This window comes from Dokdonella sp. GW821-FHT11D02 (genome assembly GCF_058808595.1).
The window spans coordinates 2,966,125-2,991,432 of record NZ_CM179520.1 but is presented as its reverse complement, the minus strand read 5'-3'; the positions used below and the strand labels follow the sequence as shown (position 1 = coordinate 2,991,432).

21 protein-coding genes are annotated in these 25,308 nt (G+C 67.6%); 12 read left to right on the top strand and 9 right to left on the bottom strand.

Translation table 11 applies throughout. The features are described from left to right. Nucleotides 1–8 precede the first annotated feature (8 nt). Nucleotides 9–1,199, bottom strand: coding sequence for an efflux RND transporter periplasmic adaptor subunit (locus AC3QL3_RS12575; RefSeq protein ID WP_492894073.1), 1,191 nt, complete (start codon nucleotides 1,197–1,199; stop codon nucleotides 9–11). A 276-nt stretch (nucleotides 1,200–1,475) separates the two neighbouring features. After that, nucleotides 1,476–2,015: a Smr/MutS family protein gene (locus AC3QL3_RS12570; RefSeq protein ID WP_492894071.1), complete on the bottom strand. Its 540-nt coding sequence runs from the start codon at nucleotides 2,013–2,015 to the stop codon at nucleotides 1,476–1,478. Between AC3QL3_RS12570 and AC3QL3_RS12565 the strand changes: the two genes are divergently transcribed. The 6 genes from AC3QL3_RS12565 (at nucleotide 2,004) to AC3QL3_RS12540 (ending at nucleotide 6,797) form a co-directional block, all read left to right on the top strand. Then, a complete protein-coding gene (locus tag AC3QL3_RS12565) occupies nucleotides 2,004–2,612 on the top strand; it encodes a hypothetical protein (protein ID WP_492894069.1) in 609 nt (202 codons plus the stop codon). The genes AC3QL3_RS12570 and AC3QL3_RS12565 overlap by 12 nt on opposite strands. Before the next feature lie 203 nt (nucleotides 2,613–2,815). Next, the gene (gene surE / locus AC3QL3_RS12560; RefSeq protein WP_492898926.1) at nucleotides 2,816–3,589 is read left to right on the top strand and encodes a 5'/3'-nucleotidase SurE; all 774 of its coding nucleotides are present in this window, start codon (nucleotides 2,816–2,818) and stop codon (nucleotides 3,587–3,589) included. Between the two features lie 13 nt (nucleotides 3,590–3,602). Continuing rightward, a complete protein-coding gene (locus AC3QL3_RS12555; RefSeq protein ID WP_492894067.1) occupies nucleotides 3,603–4,286 on the top strand; it encodes a protein-L-isoaspartate(D-aspartate) O-methyltransferase in 684 nt (227 codons plus the stop codon). Between the two features lie 22 nt (nucleotides 4,287–4,308). Next, a complete protein-coding gene (locus AC3QL3_RS12550; RefSeq protein ID WP_492894065.1) occupies nucleotides 4,309–4,914 on the top strand; it encodes a YqaA family protein in 606 nt (201 codons plus the stop codon). 9 nt (nucleotides 4,915–4,923) lie between these two features. After that, the gene (locus tag AC3QL3_RS12545) at nucleotides 4,924–5,874 is read left to right on the top strand and encodes a peptidoglycan DD-metalloendopeptidase family protein (RefSeq protein WP_492894063.1); all 951 of its coding nucleotides are present in this window, start codon (nucleotides 4,924–4,926) and stop codon (nucleotides 5,872–5,874) included. 17 nt (nucleotides 5,875–5,891) lie between these two features. Next, nucleotides 5,892–6,797, top strand: coding sequence for a sigma-70 family RNA polymerase sigma factor (locus AC3QL3_RS12540; RefSeq protein WP_492894061.1), 906 nt, complete (start codon nucleotides 5,892–5,894; stop codon nucleotides 6,795–6,797). A 10-nt stretch (nucleotides 6,798–6,807) separates the two neighbouring features. On the opposite strand, the gene AC3QL3_RS12535 is transcribed toward AC3QL3_RS12540, so the two are convergent. Further along, nucleotides 6,808–7,194 (bottom strand): Mth938-like domain-containing protein, encoded by a 387-nt coding sequence (locus AC3QL3_RS12535; RefSeq protein WP_492894059.1) that lies wholly within the window; start codon nucleotides 7,192–7,194, stop codon nucleotides 6,808–6,810. Continuing rightward, a complete protein-coding gene (gene yhbY / locus AC3QL3_RS12530) occupies nucleotides 7,195–7,491 on the bottom strand; it encodes a ribosome assembly RNA-binding protein YhbY (protein WP_492894057.1) in 297 nt (98 codons plus the stop codon). It abuts the gene before it with no gap. A gap of 103 nt (nucleotides 7,492–7,594) precedes the next feature. Here yhbY and rlmE point away from each other — a divergent pair, with 103 nt between their 5' ends. Further along, nucleotides 7,595–8,230, top strand: coding sequence for a 23S rRNA (uridine(2552)-2'-O)-methyltransferase RlmE (gene rlmE, locus AC3QL3_RS12525; protein ID WP_492894055.1), 636 nt, complete (start codon nucleotides 7,595–7,597; stop codon nucleotides 8,228–8,230). Between the two features lie 32 nt (nucleotides 8,231–8,262). Further along, the gene (gene ftsH / locus AC3QL3_RS12520; RefSeq protein ID WP_492894053.1) at nucleotides 8,263–10,206 is read left to right on the top strand and encodes an ATP-dependent zinc metalloprotease FtsH; all 1,944 of its coding nucleotides are present in this window, start codon (nucleotides 8,263–8,265) and stop codon (nucleotides 10,204–10,206) included. 220 nt (nucleotides 10,207–10,426) lie between these two features. Here ftsH and AC3QL3_RS12515 read toward each other — a convergent pair whose 3' ends face one another. Together AC3QL3_RS12515 and AC3QL3_RS12510 are read right to left on the bottom strand one after the other, a co-directional pair. After that, nucleotides 10,427–11,338: a LysR family transcriptional regulator gene (locus AC3QL3_RS12515; RefSeq protein WP_492894051.1), complete on the bottom strand. Its 912-nt coding sequence runs from the start codon at nucleotides 11,336–11,338 to the stop codon at nucleotides 10,427–10,429. An 83-nt stretch (nucleotides 11,339–11,421) separates the two neighbouring features. Further along, on the bottom strand, nucleotides 11,422–12,195 hold the full coding sequence (locus tag AC3QL3_RS12510) for an SDR family oxidoreductase (protein WP_492894049.1): 774 nt from the start codon (nucleotides 12,193–12,195) through the stop codon (nucleotides 11,422–11,424). A gap of 239 nt (nucleotides 12,196–12,434) precedes the next feature. Here AC3QL3_RS12510 and AC3QL3_RS12505 point away from each other — a divergent pair, with 239 nt between their 5' ends. From AC3QL3_RS12505 to folP, 4 genes are all read left to right on the top strand, one after another. After that, nucleotides 12,435–14,879: a winged helix-turn-helix domain-containing protein gene (locus AC3QL3_RS12505; RefSeq protein ID WP_492894047.1), complete on the top strand. Its 2,445-nt coding sequence runs from the start codon at nucleotides 12,435–12,437 to the stop codon at nucleotides 14,877–14,879. 208 nt (nucleotides 14,880–15,087) lie between these two features. Continuing rightward, a complete protein-coding gene (locus AC3QL3_RS12500; RefSeq protein ID WP_492894045.1) occupies nucleotides 15,088–17,364 on the top strand; it encodes a hypothetical protein in 2,277 nt (758 codons plus the stop codon). A 284-nt stretch (nucleotides 17,365–17,648) separates the two neighbouring features. Beyond that, entirely contained in the window at nucleotides 17,649–20,081 is a 2,433-nt protein-coding gene (locus AC3QL3_RS12495) for a DUF7933 domain-containing protein (protein WP_492894043.1), read from the top strand. Between the two features lie 167 nt (nucleotides 20,082–20,248). Then, complete coding sequence (gene folP / locus AC3QL3_RS12490) at nucleotides 20,249–21,142, top strand: dihydropteroate synthase (protein ID WP_492894041.1); 894 nt, start codon at nucleotides 20,249–20,251, stop codon at nucleotides 21,140–21,142. A gap of 37 nt (nucleotides 21,143–21,179) precedes the next feature. On the opposite strand, the gene AC3QL3_RS12485 is transcribed toward folP, so the two are convergent. The 3 genes from AC3QL3_RS12485 to pbpC form a co-directional block, all read right to left on the bottom strand. After that, nucleotides 21,180–21,920 (bottom strand): sulfotransferase-like domain-containing protein, encoded by a 741-nt coding sequence (locus AC3QL3_RS12485; protein WP_492894039.1) that lies wholly within the window; start codon nucleotides 21,918–21,920, stop codon nucleotides 21,180–21,182. Further along, nucleotides 21,917–22,855: an aminotransferase class IV gene (locus AC3QL3_RS12480; protein WP_492894037.1), complete on the bottom strand. Its 939-nt coding sequence runs from the start codon at nucleotides 22,853–22,855 to the stop codon at nucleotides 21,917–21,919. The genes AC3QL3_RS12485 and AC3QL3_RS12480 overlap by 4 nt, the downstream gene beginning before the upstream one ends. A gap of 97 nt (nucleotides 22,856–22,952) precedes the next feature. Continuing rightward, nucleotides 22,953–25,298, bottom strand: a complete 2,346-nt coding sequence (gene pbpC / locus AC3QL3_RS12475; protein WP_492894035.1) for a penicillin-binding protein 1C — start codon at nucleotides 25,296–25,298, stop codon at nucleotides 22,953–22,955. Between the last annotated feature and the right edge of the window lie 10 nt (nucleotides 25,299–25,308).

The following is a 25,308-nucleotide window of genomic DNA, read 5'->3' as shown; positions in this document are numbered from 1 at the left end:
GGGTCTCCTTACTTGGCCGCCACCGCGTGCGCAGCAGGTGCTGCCGGCGGAGCGCCCATCGGCACCTCGCTCGGTTTCACCGGGGCACCGGGGAAGAAGATCTTCTGCAGACCGGAGACGATGACCTTGTCGTTGAGGTCGAGTCCGGACTGCACCACACGCAGGCCCTCGACCATGCCGCCGAGCGCGACGTCCTTGCGCATGGCCTTGTTCTCCGGGCCGAGCACGTAGACGTACTTGCGGTCCTGGTCGGTCAGCACGGCTTTGTCGTCGATCAGCATCGCCTTGAACTCGGCGCTGCCCTCGAGCTGCACGCGCGCGTACAGGCCTGGGGTGAACACGCGTTCGGCATTCGGCACCACTGCACGCGCATTGATCGTGCCGGTGGCGGCGTCGACCTGATTGTTGATGAAGTTGACCGTGCCGCTGTACGGGAAGCCGCTGTCGTTGGCCAGACCGACGCGGACCGGGTTGTCCGAGTTGGCGCGGGTACCCTTGCGCGCCAGTTCGGCGTAGCGCAGGAAGGTCTGCTCGTCGGGCTGGAAGTAGACGTAGACCGGATCCTGCGAGACCACGCTGGTGAGCACGGTCTGGTCGGCCTGGGTCAGGTTGCCCAAGGTCAGCAGCGCACGTCCGACGCGGCCGGCGATCGGCGAGCGCACTTCGGTGTATTCGAAGTTGAGCTTGGCGGTCGCGAGCGCGGCTTCCGCTGCGCGTACGTCGGCATTGGTCTGGCCGAGCGTCGCGTTGCGCGTGTCGTAGTCGTCACGCGAGATCGCACCGGTCTTGATCAGCGATTGCGCGCGCTGGTCCTGCGCCTGCGCCAGCTTGGCCGAGGCGCGGGCGCGATCGAGCTGCGCGGCGGCGTTGTCGAGCGCGGCCTTGTAGGGACGCTGGTCGATGACGAACAGGAGATCGTTCTGCTTGACCTCGTCGCCCTCCTTGAACGCGATGCGCTGAATGTAGCCGCTGACGCGGGCACGCACGTCGACCGCGTCGATCGCGGCGACGCGGCCGGTGAAGGCGTCCCACTGACGCACCGGCTTGGACACCACCGCCGCGACGCTGACGTCGGGCGGCGGCGGCATGCCGCCGCCGGCGTGCGGCGCGGCCGCGTTCTTGTTGCAGGCGGCCAGCGTCGCAAGCAGCGCGACGGCGAGCACGGGTGATAGGGACTTGGAGAGACGATGCGTGCGCATGACGATTATTCCCTGAGAAGATGCAAGAGCGGGCGCACCCTCGGATGCCGGCTGGCGGCATGGCTCGTGTCGTGGCGGTGGCTACGACGACGACGCTGAGGCGGCTGAACGCGACATCCTCGTCCAACCCTGCTGCCAGCGTCGTGGCAGGAGCCTCGAACGGACTCCTACCTGCGTGCCGGATGCGCTTCGGCATGCCTTTTTGGGGCGCGCCGAGCGATATCAACGGATTCTTTCAAAAAAAGTTTAGCTTCTCGTTCGCCGCTGCGACGGTGCTCACGCAGCTTGCAGCAGCACGATGACGGCGCCGGTGCCGCCCTGCGCGGGACGGGCCGAGGTGAAGGCGAGCACGTCGGCGCGACGGCGCAGCAGGGTATCGGTCAATTGTTTCAATACCGGCCCCTGCGCTTTCGAGCGCAGTCCCTTGCCGTGCACGATGCGCACGCACAGGGCGCCGTTGCGGCGGCTTTCGTCGAGGAACTGCCGGATCGCCTCGCGCGCGACGGTGCTGGTCATGTCGTGCAGGTCGATCTCGGCGCGCACGCTGAACTGGCCGCGGCGCAAGCGTTGCAACAAGCGATGCTGCTGGCCGGGTTTGAGGTAGGCGATCTCGTCGCCGCCTTCGATGCTGGGGTCGATCGGATGGGTCAGCAGCTCTTCGACCACGCGCGCCTCGTCGAGGCGCGCCTGCACCGGCTCGGGCGCGGGCCGCGGTGCGCTCGGTGCCGGCGCAGGCGCTTCCTTCAGCGGCCTCACGCGCCCGATCGCGCTGCGGAACAGCTGCGCATCGTCGTCGCTGGGATCGTGTTCGCTCATCGTGACGATCGGGAAACTTTGCGTGAGGTTAGCGAGGCGCCGCGGCGGCAGCAATTGCGCGCCATCCCGCGACGACATTGGACTGAACATCGCGTTAAACCGAAGATCGGGGCTCAGTTTTCGTTCGGCTGCGCTGGCCGACGATGCGGCATCCGTCGCGGCGGCTCGTCGCGCGGAATTCGCCGCGAGGAGAGAGAGATGAAGACTTACCGCACAGGTCCCATCCACATGGCCGCCATCGCATTACTGATAGCCGGCATCGGCGCGGCCGGCGCACAGACGGTGCCGCGCGACCGACCCGATCCGCAGGCGGCCGGCGCGGCCAAGCCGGCCGCGGTCGAACAATGGAGCAAGCGCCGCGGCGCCCGCGTGATCTGGTCGCAGGATACGCAGCAATTGCCGAAGGCGACGGTGGCGGAAAGCGCGTCGCGTGTGGACGCCGAGAAAGTGGAAGCGGTCAATCAGCAGTCGAAGGAGCGCGGTCACCGGCAGGTATGGGTCAAATACCCCGATCAGCGCAGGCACGCGACGAGCGCGTCCGCGAAGACGACGAAAGCCGCCGCAGCGACACAGTCCGGCGCCACGCAAACGCGATAACGCGCGCCGCGGCAAGCACCGACGCCGCGCGCCGATGCGCGCGAGCGCCGGTACGAATCCGCTATCATCCCCGCTTCGCCGGACGGAGCGGGCGGCAGCGTCCCTCGACGTAGCTGCCGCGTTCCGTTCGCGTCGCGCACGCCGCTGCGGTTTTTCACGCAGCGCGAGTGCGCAGCAATTCCGAATCGGCACGGATGAAACGCATGCGAGTCTTGGTCAGCAACGATGACGGCGTCGACGCACCCGGCATCCGCGTGTTGCACGAACGACTCGCCGCGGTCGGCGAAGTCACCGTGGTGGCGCCCGATCGCGATCGTTCCGGCGCCAGCAATTCGCTGACCCTCGATCAACCGATCCGTGCGATTCGTCTCGACGACGGCCGCTGGCGTGTCGCCGGCACGCCGACCGATTGTGTGCATCTGGCCTTATCGGGCCTGCTCGACCACGAACCCGACATCGTCGTCTCCGGCATCAACAACGCCGCCAACCTCGGCGACGACGTGATCTATTCGGGCACCGTTTCGGCCGCGATGGAAGGCCGATTTCTCGGCCTGCCGGCGATCGCGGTGTCGCTGGTTTCCCGCGACCACAAGGGCGAGCACTACGACAGCGCAGCCGAAGCCGTATTGCTGCTGATGCGCCGCTTGCTGATCGATCCGCTGCCGGCCGATACCATTCTCAACGTCAACGTGCCCGATCGGCCCTGGCACGAGATCCGCGGTCTCGCAGTAACGCGCCTGGGTAAGCGCCATCGGTCGGCGCCATGCATCGCGCAGACCGATCCGCGCGGTCGCCCGATCTACTGGATCGGACCGCCCGGCGAGGCGGCCGACGACGGCCCGGGCACCGATTTCCGCGCAGTGCGCGACGGTTACGTTTCGATCACGCCGATCCATGTCGACCTGACACGCTTCCAAGCACTGGAAAAGGTCAGCGGCTGGGTCGCCGCGCTGCAGCCGAAGTTCGACGCCGCATGAGGGGCCGATTCGCATGAGTCTGTTCTCGCGGCGCGACTCGGCAACGCGCGGACTCGGCATGACCTCGCAACGCGCGCGCGATCGCCTGATCGAGCGCTTGATCGCCGAAGGCATCCGCGATCGTCGTGTGCTCGACGTGATGCGGCAGCTGCCGCGTCACTTGTTCATCGACGAAGCGCTCGCCTCGCGCGCCTACGAAGACACTGCGCTGCCGATAGGGCAGGGGCAGACGATCTCGCAGCCGTTCGTGGTCGCGCGCATGACCGAAGTCTTGATCCAAGCCAAGCTGCCGCGTCGCGTGCTCGAAATCGGTACCGGTTCGGGTTATCAGTGCGCCGTGCTGGCGCAACTGGTCGAACAGGTCTATACGGTCGAACGCATCGACGAACTGTTGCGCAACGCGCGCCGTCTGTTCCGCAAGCTCGGCATCGCCAACGTGCGTTCGCGCCACGCTGACGGCCGTCTCGGCTGGGACGAGGAGGCGCCGTTCGACGCCATCATCCTGACCGCCGCCGGTACGCAGCTCGAAGAAGTGCTGCTCGATCAGCTGGCGCCGGACGGCTGTCTGGTCGCGCCGGTCGGGCCGCCCGGCCGGCAGCAGCTGGTGCGCGTGCGTGCCGACGCCGAAGGCGAAGGCTTGGTGCGCGAATCGCTCGGCGCGGTCAGTTTCGTGCCCTTGCTCGGGGGAACCGGATGAAGCCTCAACAGGACGTGTCGCGATGAAGCTGTTCCGACCGATGTACGAAACCGCGCTGCGCTGGGCCGGGCATCCGAGAGCCGAACCGTATCTGGGCGGACTCAGTTTCGTCGAGGCGATCATCTTTCCGATCGCGCCCGAGATCATGTTGGCGCCGATGGTGCTGGCCAAACCGGAGCGCTGGTTCCGCTACGCCACCATCAGCGTGATCTGCTCCCTGGTCGGCGCGCTGGTCGGCTACGCGCTCGGCCACTACGCGTTCGCCGCGCTGCGTCCGTTGCTCGACGATCTGGGCTGGCTGCCGCGCATCGATGCCTTGGTGCTGCAGCTGAAAGAGGACGTCGCGCAGCATCCTTGGACCGCGTTCTGGACCTTGGTGGTGGCCGGCTTCATGCCGGTGCCGTTGAAGATATTTACCTGGGCCTCGGGCATCGTCGGGGTACCCTTGTTCGCCTTCGTTGCCAGCATGTTCATCGGTCGCGCCAAGCGCGTGTACTTGCTCGCCGGCGTGATCCGGCTCGGCGGCAAGCGCGCCGAGGACGCCTTGCACCGCTGGATCGAATGGATCGGCTGGATCGCCATCGCATTAGTCGTGCTGGTAATCGTCTACTTCAAGTTTCTTCGGTAAGCTTCTGTCATGAAAAAACATTTCATGATACGGCACGGTTTCTGGCCGATCGCTCTGGCGGTGCTCGCCGGATGCGCCTCGACCGGACCTGCGCCGGTCGAGGATCGCAGCTTCGGCGCGGCTCCGGCGAAGACCGAGCCGAAATCCATCGCGCCTCCCTCCGGCGGCAGCTACAAGGTGCAGCGCGGCGATACGCTCTACAGCATCGCGTTTCGCCACGGCACCGACTTTCGCGAGCTGGCCGGCTGGAACGGCATTTCGGCGCCCTACACGATCTATGTCGGGCAGGAACTCCGGCTCGGCCCGAAGGGCGGCACCAAGCCGGCAGCGCCGCCGTCGCGTTCGCCCTCCACGCCCGTCATCGCGACCGTCACGGCGCCTACGCCGAACAAGCCGGCCACGCCCACGCCGGCGCCGTTCGAGAACGTTTCCTCACCACCGCCGTCCGCCGCTGCGCCGGCGGCTACTCCAGCACCGTCGTCCAGCGCACCGGCACCGACCAACACAGCGCCCGTCGCGGCAGCTCCGGCCAGCAAGCCGATCGAAACGCCGCCGGCCGCCGCATCGGGCGCCAGCAACGTCGCCGGCGAAGTCGCCTGGCGCTGGCCCGCCACCGGCCAAGTCGTCGGCGGCTTCGTCGCCGGCGATCAGACCAAACAGGGCATCGATATCGCCGGCAAGTCCGGCGATCCGGTGCGCGCCGCCGCCGACGGCAGCGTGGTCTACAGCGGCAACGGTTTGATCGGCTACGGCGAACTGATCATCGTCAAACACAGTCCCGGCTTTCTCTCCGCCTACGGCTACAACCGCAAGCGGCTGGTGAAAGAGGGCGATGCGGTGAAGTCCGGCCAGGTCATTGCGGAAATGGGTTCGAGCAGCGCCAGCCGCGACTCGTTGCATTTCGAGATCCGCAAGAACGGCAAGCCGGCTAATCCGCTCGATTATCTGCCGCGGCGCTAGCGCGATAAGCTGGCCGAGTGAGCGCACGCCATTCCCACGACGACGGCTCGGAAGCGCAGGATTCCTCGCTCGAGGGCCTGCTCGATCTGATCGATGCGGTCGAACCACAGGACGAGGAAGCACGGAGTTCCACCGGCGCGTACCTGGCCGAAATCGGACTGATCGCCCTGCTCGGCGCCGAAGAGGAATGGGCGCTGGCCACGCGCGTGCAAGCCGGCGACGTCGAGGCGCGGAGGCGCATGATCGAAGCGAATCTGCGCCTGGTCGTGACCGTCGCGCGGCCCTACGTCGGCCGCGGCGTGCTGCTGATGGACCTGATCGCCGAAGGCAATCTCGGCTTGATTCGCGCGGTCGAGAAATTCGATCCGGCACGGCGCCTGCGCTTTTCGACCTACGCGGTCTGGTGGATTCGCGAGGCGGTGCAGTCGGCCGTGATGAACCAAGGCCGCACCGTGCGCGTGCCGGTGCACGTGCTGCGCGAACTCGCGCAGATCCTGCGCGAAGAACGCGAACTGTCCGCGCGCCTCGGCGCACCGCCGAGTTTGGATCAGATCGCCGCTGGGGCCGGAAAGAGCGTGCAAGAGGTTGCCGAGCTGTTCCGCATCAACGAGCGCGTCGGCTCGCTCGACGCCGCGCTCGAAGCCGGCGAACGCGCCTTGATCGGACAGATCCAAGAAGCCGAAGAGACACCGGGCGCGGCGATCAACACCGAGCGCTTCGCCGCCTCGCTCGCACAACTCGGCGAGCGCCAGCGCACGGTCCTGCAACGCCGCTTCGGCCTCGACGGCACACCGGTGCAATCACTCGCCGAGATCGGCCGCGACCTCGGTATCTCGCGTGAGCGAGCACGGCAGATTCAGAGCGAAGCCTTGCAGCGATTGAGCGTTCTGTTGCGCGCCAGCGAGGGTGAAGAAGACGCGTGACCTTGCGCGCTCAGCCGTCGCTGCGCGGCGGCAGGATGATCGCCGCGACCACACGCCGGCCTTCACCGGCGAGCAGGTTGTAGGTCCGACAAGCCGCCGCGTTGTCCATCACCTCGACGCCGATGCGCTGCCGCAGCAGCGTTAGCAGGGCCGAGCGCGGCGGAAACACCTGGCGCACGCCGGTACCGAGCAGGACCACTTCGGGCGCGAGTTCGGCGATCGCCTCAGCGGCAGCTGCGTCGAGGTTCTCGACCGCATTGACCGGCCAGTCTTCGACCAGACGGTCGGGCGCGAGCAGGAAGCTTCGCGTCAGCGTGCGGTCGATCACCGTCACCGCGTCCGGCGTGCAGGCGCGGAAGAACAGGTAACCCTCGGGCAGGTCCTGCGTGAACTGCATTTACTTGGGCAGCGTGAACTGCGCCCGCTCGGGATTGCGCTTGTAGAAGCAGGCGACCTTGCCGATCGTCTGCACCAGTTCGGCGCCCGAATGTGCGCGGATCGCTTCGATCGAGGCGTCGCGCGAATCGCGCTCGTCGTCGGCGAGCTTGACCTTGACCAGCTCGTGATGCGCCAGCGCGCCGCCGAATTCGGCCAGCAGGGCGGGCGTGACGCCTTTCTGGCCGACCAGGATCACCGGCTTCAGGTCGTGCGCGAGGCCGCGCAGATAACGCTTTTGGGACGCAGACAAGGGCATGAGCGGGAACTGAATGGACAGGGTCGGCGCGGGGCAGCACCGGCCGCACAGGGTATCATGCCCGGCTGTTTCGGCCGAATCCGCGCGGGGCGCTGTAGCACCCATGGCACGCAGCAAATCCAGCAATCGCTGGCTGCAGGAACATTTCAGCGATCCGTACGTGAAGCGCGCCCAGGCCGAGGGCTGGCGTTCGCGTGCCGTATTCAAGCTGGAAGAACTGATCGAGCGCGACCGCCTGCTCAAGCCGGGCATGGTCATCGTCGATCTCGGCGCGGCGCCGGGCGGCTGGTCGCAGGTGGCGCGCGAGCGCCTGGGCGAGAAGAACGGGGAATGGTCGGGGCGCGTGATCGCGCTCGACATCCTGCCGATGCAGGGCATCGGCGGCGTCGAATTCATCCACGGCGACTTCCGTGAAGAGGCTGTTTTGCAACAATTGAAACAAGCCCTTGGCGGCGCCGCGGTCGATCTTGTCCTTTCCGACATGGCCCCCAATCTCAGCGGCATGGCCGCCGTGGACCAGCCGCGATCGATGCATCTGGTGGAATTGGCCGAGGAATTTGCCGCCGCACATCTGCGTCCGGGCGGTTCATTTCTGACCAAGGTGTTCCAGGGCGAGGGATTTGACGATTTCGTAAGGCGCTTGCGTGCAGGCTACGAGCGCGTCAGCATCCGTAAACCGAAGGCCTCGCGAGCGCGTAGCTCCGAGGTGTATGCGCTGGCCGTCGGCAAGCGCGGTTAGTCGAGAGACTGGTAAGGCGACAGGCGTATTCCATGAATGACATGGTTAAGAATCTTTTGCTCTGGGTGGTCATCGCGATCGTCCTTTTGACCGTATTCCAGAGCTTCAATCCGCGCACGGCGCCCCCTTCGGACGTGTCGTACTCGGATTTCACCCAGCAGGTCGGCAACGGCGGCGTCGCTGCGGTCACCTTCACCGCGGAGTTGCCTTCGAAGGCGACGGCCAAGTTGAAGGATGGCAGCACGGTGTCGACGATCGTTCCGATCGACGGCAACCGTCAGCTGCTCGAGCTGCTGGCGAAGTCGAACGTCGAGGTACGCCAGGTACCGGTCGACAACGTGATGCCGCTTTGGAAGATCCTGCTCGACTGGGTTCCGATCCTGATCTTCATCGGTCTTCTCATCTACTTCATGCGCCAGATGCAGGCCGGTGCCGGCGGCCGCGGCGCGATGTCGTTCGGGCGCTCGCGCGCGAAGCTGCAGGGCGAAGACCAGATCAAGATCACCTTCGCCGACGTCGCCGGCTGCGACGAGGCGAAAGAGGAAGTCTCCGAGCTGGTCGAATTTCTGCGCGATCCGTCCAAGTTCACCAAGCTCGGCGGCAAGATTCCGCGCGGCGTGCTGATGGTCGGCTCGCCCGGTACCGGCAAGACTCTTCTCGCCAAGGCGATCGCCGGCGAAGCGAAGGTGCCGTTCTTCTCGATCTCCGGTTCCGACTTCGTCGAGATGTTCGTCGGCGTCGGCGCCGCGCGCGTGCGCGACATGTTCGAGCAGGCTAAGAAGCACGCGCCGTGCATCATCTTCATCGATGAAATCGACGCGGTCGGCCGTCATCGTGGTGCCGGCCTCGGCGGCGGTCACGACGAACGCGAGCAGACCCTGAACCAGTTGCTGGTCGAAATGGACGGCTTCGAGGGCAGCGAGGGCGTGATCGTGATCGCCGCGACCAACCGTCCGGACGTGCTCGACCCGGCGCTGCTGCGCCCGGGCCGCTTCGACCGCCAGGTAGTCGTGCCGCTGCCCGACCTCAAAGGCCGCGAGCAGATTCTCAAAGTCCACATGCGCAAGGTGCCGGTCGCCAGCGACGTCGAGCCGCTGACGATCGCGCGCGGCACCCCCGGCTTCTCCGGCGCCGATCTCGCCAACCTCGTCAACGAGGCGGCGCTTTTCGCCGCGCGCGAGAATTCGCGCGACGTGCGCATGGACCATTTCGAGCGCGCCAAGGACAAGATCATGATGGGCGCCGAGCGCCGTTCGATGATCATGAGCGACGACGAGAAGAAGCTGACCGCGTATCACGAAGCCGGCCACGCGATCGTCGGCCTGTCCGTGCCCGAGCACGATCCGGTGCACAAGGTCACCATCATTCCGCGCGGCCGCGCGCTCGGCGTGACGATGTTCCTGCCCGAGCAGGACCGCTACAGCCACTCCAAGACCTCGCTCGAAAGCCGCCTGGCGAGCTTGTACGGCGGCCGCGTCGCGGAAGAGCTGATCTTCGGCGAGGACAAGGTCACCACCGGTGCGTCGAACGACATCCAGCGCGCGACCCAGCTCGCGCGCGACATGGTCACCAAGTACGGTTTGTCGGAAGAACTCGGTCCGATGACCTACACCGACGAGGAAGACGAAGTGTTCCTCGGCCGTTCGGTGACGCAGCACAAGCACGTCTCGGAAGAGACTGCGCGCAAGATCGACGAGGTCGTTCGCGGTGTGATCGATCGCGCCTACGCGCGCGCCAAGGGCATTCTGGTCGACCACAACGACAAGCTCGAGGCGATGGCGCAGGCGCTGCTGCAGTACGAGACGATCGACCGCGAGCAGATCGCCGCGATCATGAACGGGCGCGAGCCCGGTCCGCCGAAGGACTGGCAGGGCGGCAACCGTCCGCCGCACGCCGGCGGCGGCAGCGCACCGCGCGGCGAAGCGCCGATCGGCGGCCCGGCGGTGCAATCGCGCGTGATCGATCGCGGCGATTGATTCGCCGCGTATCGTAGTTACCGAAGGCTGCCGCGAGGCAGCCTTCGTCGTTTTACGCGACGCGATTCATTCGAGTTCGCTCGTCGCGGCAGGGGAGCTTGCGCACGCGCTCCCGCAAGGATCGCTGCGACAACAAGCGGCTTGCACGTCGTACGGTGTATCGCCTAAACGGGTAGGCAGGTTTTTCTCTCGACCGCCGCGTTCGATGCCGCTCACTCCGTCATCGCGCCGGCGCTTGCAGATACGGCGCGATCAGCGCGGCGAACCAATCGACGAACACCGCCACGCGACGCGAGGCCGGCCGCCGATGCGGATACAAGGCGGTGACCGCCATCGCGCTTGGGCGATGCGTGGACAGCACCTCGATCAGCTCGCCTGCGTCCAACAGATACTGCACGTCGTAGCGCGGCACCTGGATCAGGCCAATGCCGGCACGGCAGCAGGCGATGTAGCTTTCGGCATTGTTCACCACGACCCGGCTCGGTATGCGCAGCGCGCCCGCCGAGCCGATCTCGCCTTCCCACGGAATCTCGCGGCCGGTGCTCGGCGAGGCGTAGCCGACTGTCCAATGTCCGTCGGCCAAATCCTGCAAGCGTTCGGGCACGCCGAAATCGCGCAGGTAACCGGCGCTGGCGCAGTTGATCATCGCGAGCTGCCCGAGCGGCCGCGCCACCAAGCTGCTGTCGCGCAGCTCGCCGACGCGGATCGCGCAGTCGACGCCGTCGCGCACCAAGTCGATCGTGCGATCGGTCGAGCCGAGTTCGAGCTGCAGGCGCGGATAGCGGCGCAACAGGTTCGGCAGCGCCGGCGCGATCAAGCGCCGTGCGATGCGGCTCGGCACGTCCACGTGCAGGCGCCCGGAAACCTGGCGCTGGCGTGTCTGGAACAACTGATCGATGTCTTCCGCTTCGGCCAGCAGCGGGCGCACGCGTTCGAGCAACTGACTGCCGTCGGCAGTCAGCCGCACGCGGCGTGTGGTCCGATGCAAGAGGCGCGCGCCGATGTCCGCCTCCAGCCGTTGCAGCGCGGCGGACACCGAAGCGCGCGGCAGGTCGAGCGCATGCGCGGCACGCGTGAAGCTGCCCATCTCGGCGACGCTGACGAAGATGCGGTAGCGGTCGAGCTTGTCCATGCGGCGGCCTCAGCAATCGATGGGCGATCGCATCGCTTGCGCGATCTTGGGGCAAGCGCCGCCGCAGCCGGGCCCGCGCATCGTCATTTGGTCGTATAGCCGCCGTTGATCAGGATGGTCTGGCCGGTCATCCACCAACCGTCGGAAACGAGGAAGCGGATGAAGGGGGCGATGTCTTCGATGTCGGTCAGGCCGGTCTTGGAGAAGTTCGACAGCGCCGCCGCGGTCTTGTGGTAGGCGACCGCATCGCTGCCTTCGGCCGGATAGAAGAACGGCGTGTCCATCGGACCTGGGCCGACCGCCACCACCGAAATGCCGCGCTCGCCGAACTCCTTCGACGCCGCGCGCGTGAAATGCTCGACCGGCGCCTTGGTGCCGGCGTAGGCGGCGTAGAACGGCGTGTAGGCGCCGAGCAGGGACGTAACCAAAGTCAGGATCTTGCCGTTGTCGTTGACGTGCTTGCCCGCTTCCTTGAGAAAGAAAAACGCGCACTTGGAATTGACCGCGGTCATCTCGTCGTATTCGGCTTCGCTGATCTCGACCAAGGGTTTCTTCAGCACCTTGCCGACCGTGTTGATCGCGATGTCCGGCCGGCCGACCGCGGCGACGGTGTCGGCGAACAGTTTTTCGACCGCGCCGGCACTGGTGAGATTGCCTTGGAACGCGGCGGCCTGCGCACCGGCGGCCTTGATCGCGGCGACCGTCGCGTCGGCGTCGGCCTTGCTCGCCGCGCCGTTGTAGTGGATCGCGACCGCCTTGGCGCCGTGCGCAGCGAGATCGCGTGCGATCAGCCCGCCGAGATTCTTCGCGCCGCCGGCGATCAATACGGTCTTGCCTTGGATGGAATGGTCGGTCATCGCAATCTCCTGGGAATGAGGAAGCGAGGCGGCCCGGCGCCTCTCATGCCAGTCTAGAGGGCGGCGCCGCGCGGATAAGGCGGCGCGACCGGGATGGATTGTCTAGTTTTGCAACACAATCGGCCGCCGCCGGCGAGTTAGCGCGACCGCGGCCGATCGCTGCGGCGGAGCGTGCTTGTGTACCATGCCGGTCGAGCAGGAATGGGCTGGGTACGCGCTGCGATGCAATCTTTGAAGGCGTGTTCGCCGCTACGATCCACGTTTCGAGCGCTGTGCTGCGCATCGGAACGGTCGAGCATCGCGGCACCGACGTGAAGCCTTCCGATCCTCCCCAGCGTTCTCGCTATCGCTTCGGCGGCTACGTGCTCGACCCGGCGACGCGCGAACTGCGCAGCGGCGGTGTGCTGTTCGCGCTGGCGCCGAAAGCCTTCGATTGCATCGCTTACCTGATCCAGCACCGGGATCGCGCCGTCGGGCACGACGAGCTGACCGCGGCGGTGTGGGGGCGAGCGGACGTGACCGACGTCCAGCTGCGCCAGCTGATGCGCAAAGTGCGCCGCGTGGTCGGCGACGACGGTGATCGCCAGGCGGTCATCCGTACGGTCGCGCATTTCGGATTTCACTGGGTGGCGGAAGTCGTCGAGGAAGATGCGACGCGCCCGCTGTTGCCCACCGCAGCAGCGGAAGCGAGCGTGCCGCGAAGTTCGCGCAGACGCTGGCCGCGGATTGCGAGCTGGCTCGTGCTCATCCTCGCGATCGCCGCTGCGATCGGCGTCGGCGTTTTCTGGAATCGCGATCTCTCGCCGCTCTCCGCGCTCAAGCGAACGGCCGGATCGTCGACCGCCGCCATCGCGGTCATTCCCGCGGAAGTCGAAGCGAACGGCGATGCGGACGCCGCGTGGATGCGCCTGGGCTTGATGGATCTGGTCGCGAGCCGGCTGCGCAAGGCCGCGTTTCGCGTGGTGCCGAGTTCGGACATCGTCGCGCTCGCCGGCGGCGCGCCGCAGGACGGCGACTTCGCCGCCAAAGTGCGCCAAGCGACCGGCGCGCAGGACATCGTCACGGCGCTGGCGATCCAGCAGCAAGGCGGTTGGCTGGTCAAGCTCACCTTGCACAGCGGCGATCGCGAGCGCCTGGCGAAGGCGTATTCGCCCGATGTCCTGCTCGCCGCGCGCGACGCCTGCGACCAGCTGCTGGCGCTGCTCGGCAAGGCCAGCCCCGCGCCGGCGACGGACGAAACCGCGCCTTCCGTGGCGGAACTCTTGCAGCGCATCGAGGTGGCGATGCTGACCGACGACATCCGCACCGCGCGCCGTCTGATAGAAGCGGCGCCGCCGGCGGTCGTCAAGCTGCCGTCGTTGCAATTGGATTTGGCGCGGCTCGAAACGGAAACCGACCAGGACGACGCCGCGCGCGCACGCCTGGCGAACCTCTTGACGACCACCTCGGCCGCGGACGATCCGGTGTTGCGCGCACGTGTGCTGACCGCTCTGAGCACCGTGAACATCCTCGATACGCCGACCGCGATCCGCGACTTGTCCGAAGCGATCGACCTGCTCGAAAAGCTCGACGATCCGTCCCATCTCGCCGACGCGCTGGCGCGGCGCGGCATCGCCTATGCGGTGACGGGAGACCAAGACGCCGCGCGCGACGACTTCGCGCGTGCGCGCATGATGTACACGATGGCGAACGATTCGCTCGGACTGGCGAGCGTCGACAACAACGAAGCCGTGCAGGACCTGCGCAACGGCCGCACCGCCGAGGCCTTGTCTCTGCTCGAGCGTTCGGCACAGACCTTGGAGCGGTTCGAAGCGATCAACCGCTTGCTTACGCCGACGATCAATCAGATGTCGGCGCAGCTGACCTTGCTGCAGCCGGCCAAGGCGCTGGCGATCTACGAGAAGATGCGCACCAAGCTGGCTCGCGCGGAAAGCCAGGAGTCGCTGCGTTTCCTCGACTACACCGGTGCCAGGAGCCTGGCCGCGAACGGTCGGCTGGCCGATGCGCGCGCGCTGCTCGCGAGCGTCGCCGCTGCCGCCGATCCGAAGGAAGAAAAGGACCTGCTTGCCTTGATCGGCGGTCTGTCCGGCCAACTCGATCTGGCCGAGCGGCGCTTCGACGCGGCGTTGCGGCGAGCCGGCGATGCGGTGCGCGAGCTGCCCGATTCGACCCGCTTCGCCGTTGACCGCGCCGAAGCGTGGTTGACCTCGGTGCGCGCGCTCAGAGCCGCCGGCCAAGCGGAGCCGGCGAGCGCGCAAACCCAAGCCTTCCTCGCCTGGGCCACGGCGTCGAACAAGCCGACGGTGATCTTGCGCGCGCGTCTGGCCGAGGCGGAACAACACTGGAGTGCCGGCGAGCGTTCAGCCGCGTTGGCGATCTACGAGGCGGCGATGTCGGCGGTGGAGCATCCGGGAAAGCCGTCGGAGATACGCTGGATCGCCGAGTCCTATGCCGACGCCTTGCTCGAGTCCGGCGACCTGGCACACGCCACCGCCGTGGTCGGGCGGGTCGGTCGCTGGGCCGCCAGCGATTTTTCCTGCGCCTTGCTGCAGGCCCGCTTGTATCAGGCGCTCGGCCGCTACGAGGCCTGGCGTATCGCGCTCGACAACACGCGCGCGCTGGCCGGCGAGCGCGCCATTCCCGCTTCGATCCAGAGTCCGCCGCTTGCCGCAGGCGCGCGCTAGAGCGCTGCGCGTGACGGCGGCGGCGCGAGCGCAAATTCTCCTCGAATCATCGGCTTGTACTTCGAGATCACGCGCAGCCACCGCCGCGGGTACGGCGCGGGATTGCGCCGATCGCGCGGCCGTCGTTAGGTTCCGCTGCAGGCGAGCGACGCCAATCGCCGCTTCGCGATGTGCGTATCAAATGAACGTGTAAGAACGAGGGGATCGAGTGGACATCGACAGCAATTCCGCAAGCCGCGCGCGCTCGGCCGCACGCTACGCCAAGCTGGGCATCGCAAGTGTGTTGAGCGCGCAGGCCGCATTTCTGTTTGCCGCCGCCGCGAGCGCGCAGGAGGGAGCGTCGCGCGCGACGTTGACGGTGCGCAGCCATCAAGCCGAAGGCGCAGCGTTCGATCTCGCGATCGGTTTGACCGCGGACGGCGACGGATCGACCTGCGGCAGCGCCACGGCGGTCGAGGTCGAGCGCGGTGACGTGGTCGACCTGTGCTACACCGTGACCAACCGCACTGGCGAGAATCTCGCCTACAGCTCGCTCGAGGACAGCCTCGACGGCATGCTCTTTCGCTACTCGCCGATCGCGATTGCGGCCGGCGATACCTACACCTATCACCGCCGCATCCGGGTGAGCGAGAGCCTCAGCTATGCGGCGACCTGGACCGCGCAAGCCGCCGCGCCCGACTACCTCACCAACGATCTCGCGCCGTCCGCCTTCGTCGACATCCGTTCCAGCGGATCGCGCTTGAACACCTTGGACACGCCGCTTTCAGTCGGCGCGCAGGTGTTGACGCTGCCGTTCGAGTTTCCGTTCTACGGGGTCGAGTCGGATCAGCTGTGCGTCACCAATCTCGGTGTGATGTTCTTCGCGCTGCCACGTTGCGACAGCGCGGGAAACCAGAACCGGCCGCTGAACACCATCCGCCGCAGCGTGATCGCGCCGTTCTGGGATGTGCTCTGGTATCCCTCCGGCGGCGTCTACTGGGAAGTGCGGGGGACGGCACCGAACCGCACCGTGATCGTGCAGTGGGATCGTGCGCATCAGTGGTGCGACGTCTTGAGCGACATGTGCTTCGAGACGAACGACCGCGCCAATGTCGAAGCGCTGCTCGGCGAAGACGGTTCGATTTCGTTCCAATACCTCAGCACCTACTTCAATTTCTTCGACTGGATCACCGACACCGAACCGTTCGACTACGGCCGCAGCGCCGCAATCGGGTTGCGGCACTACGAAGAATCGAGCGGCCAATCCTTCGTCAACCAGTATTCCTACCGTACCGAGCTCACCCACGCCGATCCTTCGGCGATCGCATGGACGCCGACTACGGTGAGCGTGCATTCGGCGAGCGCCGGCGTGGACATCGATGCGGGCAGCTCCACGCTCGACGTGACACCTGCCGCTCTCTCGATGTCGGCGCCTTCGCGCAGCACGCAGCCGGTCAGCGCGACACTGACGGTCGCCAACGGCGGCAATCGCGATCTGGCCTGGTCCATCCTCGGAACGGCGCAGACGGCGCTTGCAGCGAGCCCGCCGGTTGCCCGGCCGCTCGAACGCGCCGTGCTGGCGACGAATGCGCAGCGGCAAGCCGCGCCGCTGCCGGCACGCTCGATCCAAGACTCGCTGGCGACCGATCTCGCCGACGCTCGCGAGCACGCTCCGCAGGCTCCGTCGTCGAACCTGCTCACGGCGGGAACGGAGTGCGCGCAGACCGTTCCCGGCGTGGTGATCCACGACGACGGCAACGCCACCAACGGGTACGCCGGCGGTTCCTTCCTCACCAGCGTCATCGTCGACAAGTTCACGCCGACCTACTATCCGGCCACCTTCACCAGCGTCTGCGTCGCGTTCTCCACCTACATCTACCCCGATTCGCCGGCCGGCGCGGTCGAGTACGAAGTGGTCGTGTACGACGACAGCGGCGATGGCGGCGGCCCGGGCAACGAACTCGGCGCGGTGGCTGCGAACACGGTCGGCACGCCGTTTCCTGGCCTGGCGACCTTCAACGATCGCGTCGACATCTCCGGCCTGCGCCTCAACGTCGCTTCAGGCAGCGTCTACATCGGCGTGCGCTGGCGGCCGGACCAGTCGCCCGACTACACGGTCTATCTCGACGCCGACGAAAACGGCACCGACGGCTTGCCGCCGAATGCGCCCGAAGGCGGCTACTTCGATGCCGGCGAAGGCGTGTTCTATCCGATCAGCCACTACGCGTACGACTACGTCGCGATGATGATCCGTGCGGTCGAAACCGCGCCCGGTTGCGCCGCTCCGATGGTGCCTTGGATGTCCGTCTCGCCGGCGACCGGCGTGGTCGCTGCGAACGCCGCGCCGGATGCGACCGTGGTCACGCTCGATCCCAGCGGCCTCGCCGACGGTGTCTACAACACCAGCGTCTGCGTCGGCAGCCGCTATCGCACGCTGGCGGTACCGCTGCAGTTCAGCGTGGGCGGCACGGTCGATCCGATCTTCGCGAACGGCTTCGAGCCATGACGAAGCGGCCGGCGCGCTGATTGCAGTCGCATTGATGCGCGCCATTCGGCGCCGCGATCGTCGCGAGCTGCGCGATGACCGCGGCGATCGAACGCGCATCGGCGTCGGCAGCGCGAAGTGACCGTGCCGGCTCGCATCGCTCCATTTCAGGAACAGGGGAACCGATCATGGGCGGAATCGAAAGCGGTGCGTGCGAACACGCGTCGATGCCTAGTACTGACGCGCCCGCCGGCGCTCGATGCGCTGCTTCGCGGCGCGGCCGTGGCGAAACGTTGCGCGCGTCGATGCCGTCGATCAAGCCGCTGGCGGCTTGCCTGCTGCTGGCGTTGTCGACGCACGCGGGCAGCGCGACCCTCGCCGCTGCCGCTCCCGCGCGCGAGCACTCGCGACCTGCGCTGGGTTCAGCGCTGCCGGTCACCAGCTGCGCGGACGACGGCGGCAGCGGCACGCTGCGCAACGTGGTGGCGGCGGCCACCAGCGGCGACACCGTGGACCTGAGCCAGCTCGACTGCGCGACGATCACGCTGTTGACCGGCCAGATCGAGGTGCAGGTCGACGACCTGACGATCGCCGGCCCCGGCCGCGAGCGCCTGAGCATCGACGGCAACGACGCCGGACGCATCTTCTTGCACGGCCGCACTGGCACGTTGACCTTGAGCGGCATCACCTTGACCCACGGCCGCGCGGACGCGACGACGACGGCCAGCCCAAGCCCGGAATTCGCCGCGGTCGGCGGATGCGTGTTCGCGAAAAACCTGAGCGGCCCAAGCGGCGCGGTCGTACTCGTCGACGCCACGGTGACGGCTTGCAAAGCCGTCCACGCGGCACAAGTACCGGGCACCATCGCGGCCGGCGGCGGCATCTACGCAGGCAATGCGCTGACGCTCACGCGCAGCACGGTATCGAACAACCTCGCCAGCGGCGTCGGCTCTGCACAAGCCGAGGGCATCGATGCGCTCGGCGGCGGAGTGCGCGCGAGCGGCCTGGTCACGCTGACGGACAGCACCGTCAGCGGCAACCGCGCCAGCACCGGCGATCCGACTCCGCTGCACTTGGCCGCCGGCGGCGGCATCGCCGCATCCGACGTAGTCGCGACGAACTCGTCGGTGACGAACAATTTCGCCGGCTGCGATACCGCGGTGGACGCCTGCCGCAAGAGCACGGGCGGCGGCATCGCCGTGAACGGCTCGGTGCAGACGACGATCGCAGCGAGCGTGATCTCGAACAACACGCTGTCGGCATCGGGCGATGCGTTCGGCGCCGGCCTCTACACCTACACCGGCTCCGCCCCGACCAACGTCGCTACCACCACGATCGCCGGCAATACCGCGTCCAGCGCCGCTGAACAGGCGAAGGGCGGCGGCCTGTTCACCAAAGCCGGCAGCTTGAATCTGTCCGACTCCACCGTGAGCGGCAACACCGCCACCATCGGCGGCGGCGTCTTCGCCGACTACAACCGCCTGACCATCACCAACAGCACGATCTCGGGCAATGCGGCCGGCACCGGCGCCGGCCTCTATCTCGGCGACTACCACGGCTACTACAGCTCGACCTGGCCGATGTCGGTGCGGAACAGCACGATCGTCGGCAATGTCGCCAGTGCCGCTACGGGAATCGGCGGCGTCGTCGACACGCACACCTCGAGCGGACGCAGCACGTTCCAGAGCACGATCATCGCCGGCAACACGGCTCCGCTGGCGGCCGCAGCCGATCTGAGCGCGAACCTGGCAGCGATCGCGGGAACGAACAATCTGATCGCGAACGCGGCCGGCGTCGCCTTGCCGCCGAACACCCTGGCGTCCGATCCGATGCTCGGGCCGCTGCAGAACAACGGCGGCGCGACCTTCACGCACGCGCTCGCCGCCGGCAGTCCCGCCATCGATGCGGGCAACAACGCGGCGAACGTTCCATTCGACCAGCGCGGGGCGGGCAATCCGCGCGTCGTCGGCACCGCGGCGGACATCGGCGCATTCGAGTACCGGCCGAGCTTCAGCGCACCGATGCTCGGGCTGGGTTTCGCGCCCGATACGATCACCGTCGGCGGCGTCAGCACGTTGACGCTCACCTTGAGCAACGGCAACGGCGTCGCGGCCGTGTTGAGCGCGAATCTCGTCGACACCTTGCCGGCGCCGATCGTGGTGGCCGATCCAGCCGCGGCGACGACGACCTGCGCCGGCGGCAGCTTGTCCACCGATCCCGGCGGCACGATTGTCACCCTCAGTGGCGCCGCCGAGATTCCGGCGGCAGGGTCGTGCACGGTCACGCTGTCGGTCACGGTTGCCGAGGCCGGCACCTACACCCACACGATCGCCGCCGGCGCGCTGCAGACCACGCTCGGCAACAGCGTCGATGCAGCGACGGCGACTCTCACGGCGACCTTGCCGATCAATCAGCCGCCGGTCGCGACCGGCGATCACTACACAGTCGAGCAAGACACGAGCTTGACGCAGAGCGCGCCGGGCGTGCTCGCCAACGATGCGGACGCCGAGGCCGATGCGCTCACCGCGGTGCTGGTCGCAGGTCCCGAGCACGGTGCGCTGAGCTTGAACGCGGACGGCAGCTTCACCTACGTACCGGCGAGCGGTTTCGTCGGCGCCGACGGCTTCCGCTACCGCGCCAACGATGGGCAAGCGGATTCGGAGATCGCCGAAGTCACGATCGCGGTGACCGAACGAGTGAACGATGCGATCTTCAAGAACGGCTTCGACGCGCTCTGACCCGGTTCGCGCCGCGTCACGGCACCTTCGACGCGAGCGCGAACCGCGGTAAGGGTCGCGTTGTGTACCATGCGCGCTCGAAGACGACGGAGAGCAGGCATGCGGCGGATGCGCGCGCGAATTCCTTCGCACGGTGACGCGGCTATCGAAAACCGGGCGGTGCGGCCGTGTTCGTGACCGTGCTCGACTGCAACGGCCGCCCGCTCGCGCTCGATCGGCCGCGTTTGTGCGGCATCGTCAACGTGACGCCGGATTCGTTTTCCGACGGCGGCGATTTTCTCGATCCCGACTCTGCGGTCGAGCACGGCTTGAAGCTGATCGAAGAGGGTGCTGATCTGCTCGATGTCGGCGGCGAGTCGACTCGGCCGGGCGCTGCGGAGGTATCGGCCGAAGACGAGATCGCGCGCGTGGTGCCGGTGATCGCCGCACTGGCGCGCCGCACCGAGGTGCCGATCTCGATCGACACCAGCAAGCCCGAGGTCATGCGTGCCGCGGTCGCCGCCGGCGCCGGCCTGATCAACGACGTGCGCGCTCTGCGCGAAGACGGCGCGATCGACGCCGTGGCCGAACTCGGCGTGCCGGTCTGCCTGATGCACATGCTCGGCGCGCCGAGCACGATGCAGGACGATCCGCAATACGACGACGTCGTCGGCGACGTGCATCGCTTCCTCGCCGAGCGTCTGTTCGCTTGTCAGATGGCCGGCATCGACAAGAAGAAGATCCTGGTCGATCCGGGTTTCGGCTTCGGCAAGACGCTGGAGTACAACCTTGCCTTGCTGCGCGCGCTGGCGCGCTTCCCGGAACTGGCGCCGGTGATGGTCGGGTTGTCGCGCAAGTCGATGATCGGCCGTTTGACCTCACGCCAGCAGCCGGCCGAGCGCGCTGCCGGTTCCGCGGCGGCGGCGCTGATCGCGGTGCAGCGCGGTGCGGCGATCGTGCGCGTGCACGATGTCGCGGTCACGCGCGATGCGTTGGCGGTGTGGCAGGCGGTGGCTCAAGGCGATGCGCCGAGTAAGCCGGCTGCTGTCGCGAAGAAGACTTCGCTCTGGGATGACGACTAGCGCGTCCGCGACACCGGCGCCGTTCGAGCCGGAACGCTCACTCCGCAACGCGTAGCCGGAACCGATACAGATGTTCGTACGGCGGCCGGCATTGGTCGGCCACGCGCGCGGCCTGGTCCTGCAAACGCAGCGGCCGCTCGCGCGGTGCTTCGAAGCCGGTCGAACGCCACACTTGCGCGTACCAATGCGGCGCCCATACGCCGTCGCTGCCGCGCGGCCCGGCCGGCCAGTGCAGCATGCGTTCGGTGAACGCGATGCCGAAGTGCGCGCACAGCGCGCGCAGATGCGCCTCGGGCGCACGCAGGAAATCGTCGGCGTCGAGCACCGGCGGCGCCGCGCCGCTGCGTTCGGCCAGCTCGTCGAACAGGCGCGCCTCTTGCGGTAAACCGATGTCGTCGGCGCAGACGTCGGCGCGCGCCTTCACGTAGGAATGCACCACCTGGGCCGGATCGCGGATCAGGAACGCGTTGCTCAGCGCATGAATCCAATCGTGCTCGATGTGCGGCAGCAGATGGTGGCTCATGTGCTTCTGGTACCAGACCGGCTGCTGCTGTGGAATCGGCCCGCTCAGCGCCGCGGTGACCTTGCGCCAGTCGGTTTCGCCGCTGGCGACGACTTCTTCGCGCATCGGATGATCGATGCCGGTGTGGTCGAGGTAGTGCGCGTACAAGGGTTCGTCGGCGACCGCGCAATCGCCGCGGTTCTCCCAGGCGCGCATCATCGCGGTCGAGATGTTGCGCGGGCCGGACCACATCGCGATGCGCAGCGGCGCGTTCATGCGCTGCCGCCTTGCGCCGCGCGTGCGGCGACGTCGCGTGCGACGTAGGCGCGATAGAGCGTTTGCAGGCGTTCCACCATCGGTCCGCGCCGGCCCTCGCCGACGAGGCGGCCGTCGATCTCGCGCACCGGCACCACACCGGCGAAGGTGCCGGTGCAGAACGCTTCGTCGGCGCCGTAGACGTCGGTCAGGCTGAAGGATTTCTCGTGTGCCTCGATGCCCGCTTCGCGGCATACCGCCAGCACGTTCGCGCGCGTGATGCCGCCGAGGCAGTACTGGCCGGTCGAGGTCCACACCTGGCCTTTGCGCACGATGAAGAAATGGGTCGAATTGCAGGTCGCGACGAAGCCGTGCGGGTCGAGCATCAGGCCTTCGTCGGCGCCGGCCGTGTAGGCCTGGATGCAGGCGGTGATGCAGTTGAGCTTGCTGTGGCTGTTGAGCTTGTTGTCCTGCACGTCGGGATAGCCGCGGCGCACGTGCACGGTGAACAGCTTGAGGCCGCGTTCGAGCGTGGCCGGCAGCGGATTCTTGAATTCGGGAATGATCACGATGGTGGCCGGGCCGATCACCACGCGCGGGTCCTGGTAGGGCGTGCGCTTGATGCCGCGCGTGACCATCAGGCGCAGGTGCACGCCCTCGCGCATGTTGTTCGCGGCCAGGGTGGCGTAGATAGCGCGCGTCAGCGCGGCGCGGTCGAGGCCGATGTCGAGTGCGATCGCCTTGGCGCCTTCGTAGAGGCGATCGAGATGCGCATCGAGAAAGGCCGGCTGGCCGTCGACCACGCGCAAGCCTTCCCACACTCCGTCGCCGAGCACGAAACCGGAGTCGAACACCGACACGACCGCTTCCTCGCGGCGCTTCATCTCGCCGTTGACGTAGATCAGGATGTCGCGATTGCGCGGATCGTCGGCGAACTCGTGAATGCTCTGGGCCATCGGCACCACCTCGGCAGCGGAATCCAAGCGCCGAGAATAGGCGATCGGCGTGGGCTAGGGGCAGCTGGCGCGCGCATCGCGCGAGAGCGCGCAGCCGTCAGCGCAAGACGCGCAAGCGCAGCTGTGCGTAGCCGCCGGCCGTAGTCAGCGCGGTCACGGTCTGCGCGCCGGTGTCGGCGAACGCGTACTCGAACGGCTGCGCGCCGTGCGTGCTGCCTTCGAGTTTGCCGTTGATCAGCCACAGCACCTCGCCGCCGACGCCGAGTGCGCGCAGGCGCACGCTGGCCGGTTTGTCGCTGTTGGGCGCGCGCGCGATCGCGGCGCCGTCGGCGATGCCGTCGATGCGCATCGACTGGCTCGCATCGAGGCCGTCGTCGGCGCAACCGGCGGCGAGCGGCGGCAGGCTGGCGCGCCGGCGCAGCTCGCTCGGCAGCCACGGATAGGCCAGCGAAGGCCAGCGCGCGATGTCCACTTCGCGCACGTTTCCCTTCACGCAGGTGGCGCCGAGGCGTGCGCCGCTGTCGGCGTCGACGCGCAAGTGCAAGAGCCCCGCGCTCCAGCTGCGCGCGTCGCGTTCGGGCAGGGTCGGTGGGATCACGCCGTTCAAGATCCAAGCGCTGTGTTTTTGATGACACAGATCCGGTTTGGCCGGGTCGAAGGCGAGTCCGAGCGGCCAGCAGATGTCGGCTTGGGTCACGCTCGCGGGCGGCGGCTGCGGCGTCGCCGAGACGGCGCTGCGCGGCAGGCTGTCGACGATCTGGAACAGCAGCGGCAACGCGGTGACCGCACCGTATTGGCCCGGCAGTGGCGTGCCGTCCGGTCGGCCGATCCAGACCGCGACGGTGTAGCCGCGCGTGGCACCGATCGCCCAGGCGTCGCGAAAACCGTAGCTGGTGCCGGTCTTCCAGGCCACGCGCGGGCGCGCGCCGAGGTCGAAGGTGCCCGGTGCGTAGCCGGGACGCGGATTGGCTTCGAGGATGTCGCGCACGATCCAGGCGGCGCCGTCGGAGAGCAGGCGGCGTTCGATCGCAGTGTCGTCGGCGACGTAGCGCACGCGCCCGCCGATGCCGCCGCGATTGAAGGCGGCGAACGCGCCGACCAGGTCTTCCATGCGCACGCCGACGCCGCCGAGGATCAGCGACAGATTCGGTTCGGCGCCGTAGGGCAGGCGCAGCTTGAGTCCGGCGTTGGCCAAGCGCGCGGCGAAGCGCGCCGCGCCGATGCGATCGAGCAGGTCGACCGCCGGCACGTTCAAAGACAAGCGCAAGGCCTCGGCGGCGCCGATCGGGCCGTTGTAGGCGAGATCGAAATTGCCCGGCCGATAGTTGCCGAACGACTGCGGCGCGTCGATCAGCAGGCTCTCCGAATCGATCAAGCCGTCGTCGAGCGCGAGCGCGTACAGGAACGGCTTCAAGGTCGAGCCCGGCGAGCGCCAGGCGCGCACCATGTCGACGTGGCCGAGACGCTGCTCGTCGCCGAAGATGGCCGAGCCGACGTAGGCGCGCGCTTCCAGCGTCGCGTTGTCGATCACCAGCAGCGCCGCCGAGGTGCGTTCGGGCAGACGCATGAGGTAGTCGCTGACGCGCGTTTCCAGCGCGCGCTGCAGAGCGGCGTCGATGGTGGTGGCGATGCGCCGCTGCGCCGGCCGTTCGTTGCGCAGCCGTTCGGCCAACAGTGCCGCCGACAGCGGCGGCTGCAGCGAGCGCGCGGCGACCGATTCGATCTGCGCGTCGTACACCTCGGCCGGCGTCCACACGCCGAGTTCGGCCATGCGCGCGAGCACCTTGTCGCGCGCGCTCTTCGCCGCGGCGGCTTGGCGATCGGGCCGCAACCGGCTCGGCGCCTGCGGCAGCACCGCGAGCAGGGCCGCTTCGGCGCGCGACAGCTGCGCCGCCGACTTGCCCAAGTACGCCCACGAGGCCGCTTCGACGCCTTCGATGGTGCCGCCGAACGGCGCGCGTTCGAGATAGAGACTGAGGATTTCGCGCTTGGACAGATGCGCTTCGAGCTGCAAGGCGCGCAGGATCTGGCGCAATTTGCCGGCGGCGCTGTGCGGCGTGCCGTCGAGGATGCGCGCGACCTGCATGGTCAGGGTCGAACCGCCCGAGACCAGTCGCCGATGCACGATCCACTGGCCGAACGCGCGCGCCAGCGCGAGCGGATTGACGCCGGGGTGGCGGTAGAACCAGCGATCTTCGTAGGTCAGCAGCGCTTGGAGATAGAGCGGCGAAACCTCTTCGATGCGCACCGGATAACGCCAGACGCCGTCGCGGTCGGGAAACGCGCGCAGCGGCGAGCCGTCGCGCGCGAGCACCACCGTGCTGCCGCCGTTGCTGTCGGGCAGCGGCAGCGGAAACACGAGGTCGAGCAGCAGCGCGAGCGCGAGCAGCGCGAGCGTCGCGAGGGCGATTCGTTTGAACCAGCGGCGCAGGCGGCTGCTCATCGTTGTCGGG

Bases quoted from the DNA above. Each gene is read 5' to 3' on its own strand.
- AC3QL3_RS12545 (WP_492894063.1), top strand. From the start codon at position 4,924: ATGAAAAAACATTTCATGATACGGCACGGTTTCTGGCCGATCGCTCTG.
- AC3QL3_RS12485 (WP_492894039.1), bottom strand. From the start codon at position 21,920: ATGAACGCGCCGCTGCGCATCGCGATGTGGTCCGGCCCGCGCAACATC.
- AC3QL3_RS12550 (WP_492894065.1), top strand. From the start codon at position 4,309: ATGAAGCTGTTCCGACCGATGTACGAAACCGCGCTGCGCTGGGCCGGG.
- AC3QL3_RS12575 (WP_492894073.1), bottom strand. From the start codon at position 1,199: ATGCGCACGCATCGTCTCTCCAAGTCCCTATCACCCGTGCTCGCCGTC.
- yhbY (WP_492894057.1), bottom strand. From the start codon at position 7,491: ATGCCCTTGTCTGCGTCCCAAAAGCGTTATCTGCGCGGCCTCGCGCAC.
- AC3QL3_RS12535 (WP_492894059.1), bottom strand. From the start codon at position 7,194: ATGCAGTTCACGCAGGACCTGCCCGAGGGTTACCTGTTCTTCCGCGCC.
- AC3QL3_RS12570 (WP_492894071.1), bottom strand. From the start codon at position 2,015: ATGAGCGAACACGATCCCAGCGACGACGATGCGCAGCTGTTCCGCAGC.
- surE (WP_492898926.1), top strand. From the start codon at position 2,816: ATGCGAGTCTTGGTCAGCAACGATGACGGCGTCGACGCACCCGGCATC.
- pbpC (WP_492894035.1), bottom strand. From the start codon at position 25,298: ATGAGCAGCCGCCTGCGCCGCTGGTTCAAACGAATCGCCCTCGCGACG.
- ftsH (WP_492894053.1), top strand. From the start codon at position 8,263: ATGAATGACATGGTTAAGAATCTTTTGCTCTGGGTGGTCATCGCGATC.
- AC3QL3_RS12480 (WP_492894037.1), bottom strand. From the start codon at position 22,855: ATGGCCCAGAGCATTCACGAGTTCGCCGACGATCCGCGCAATCGCGAC.
- AC3QL3_RS12555 (WP_492894067.1), top strand. From the start codon at position 3,603: ATGAGTCTGTTCTCGCGGCGCGACTCGGCAACGCGCGGACTCGGCATG.
- AC3QL3_RS12495 (WP_492894043.1), top strand. From the start codon at position 17,649: ATGCCGTCGATCAAGCCGCTGGCGGCTTGCCTGCTGCTGGCGTTGTCG.
- rlmE (WP_492894055.1), top strand. From the start codon at position 7,595: ATGGCACGCAGCAAATCCAGCAATCGCTGGCTGCAGGAACATTTCAGC.
- AC3QL3_RS12515 (WP_492894051.1), bottom strand. From the start codon at position 11,338: ATGGACAAGCTCGACCGCTACCGCATCTTCGTCAGCGTCGCCGAGATG.
- AC3QL3_RS12510 (WP_492894049.1), bottom strand. From the start codon at position 12,195: ATGACCGACCATTCCATCCAAGGCAAGACCGTATTGATCGCCGGCGGC.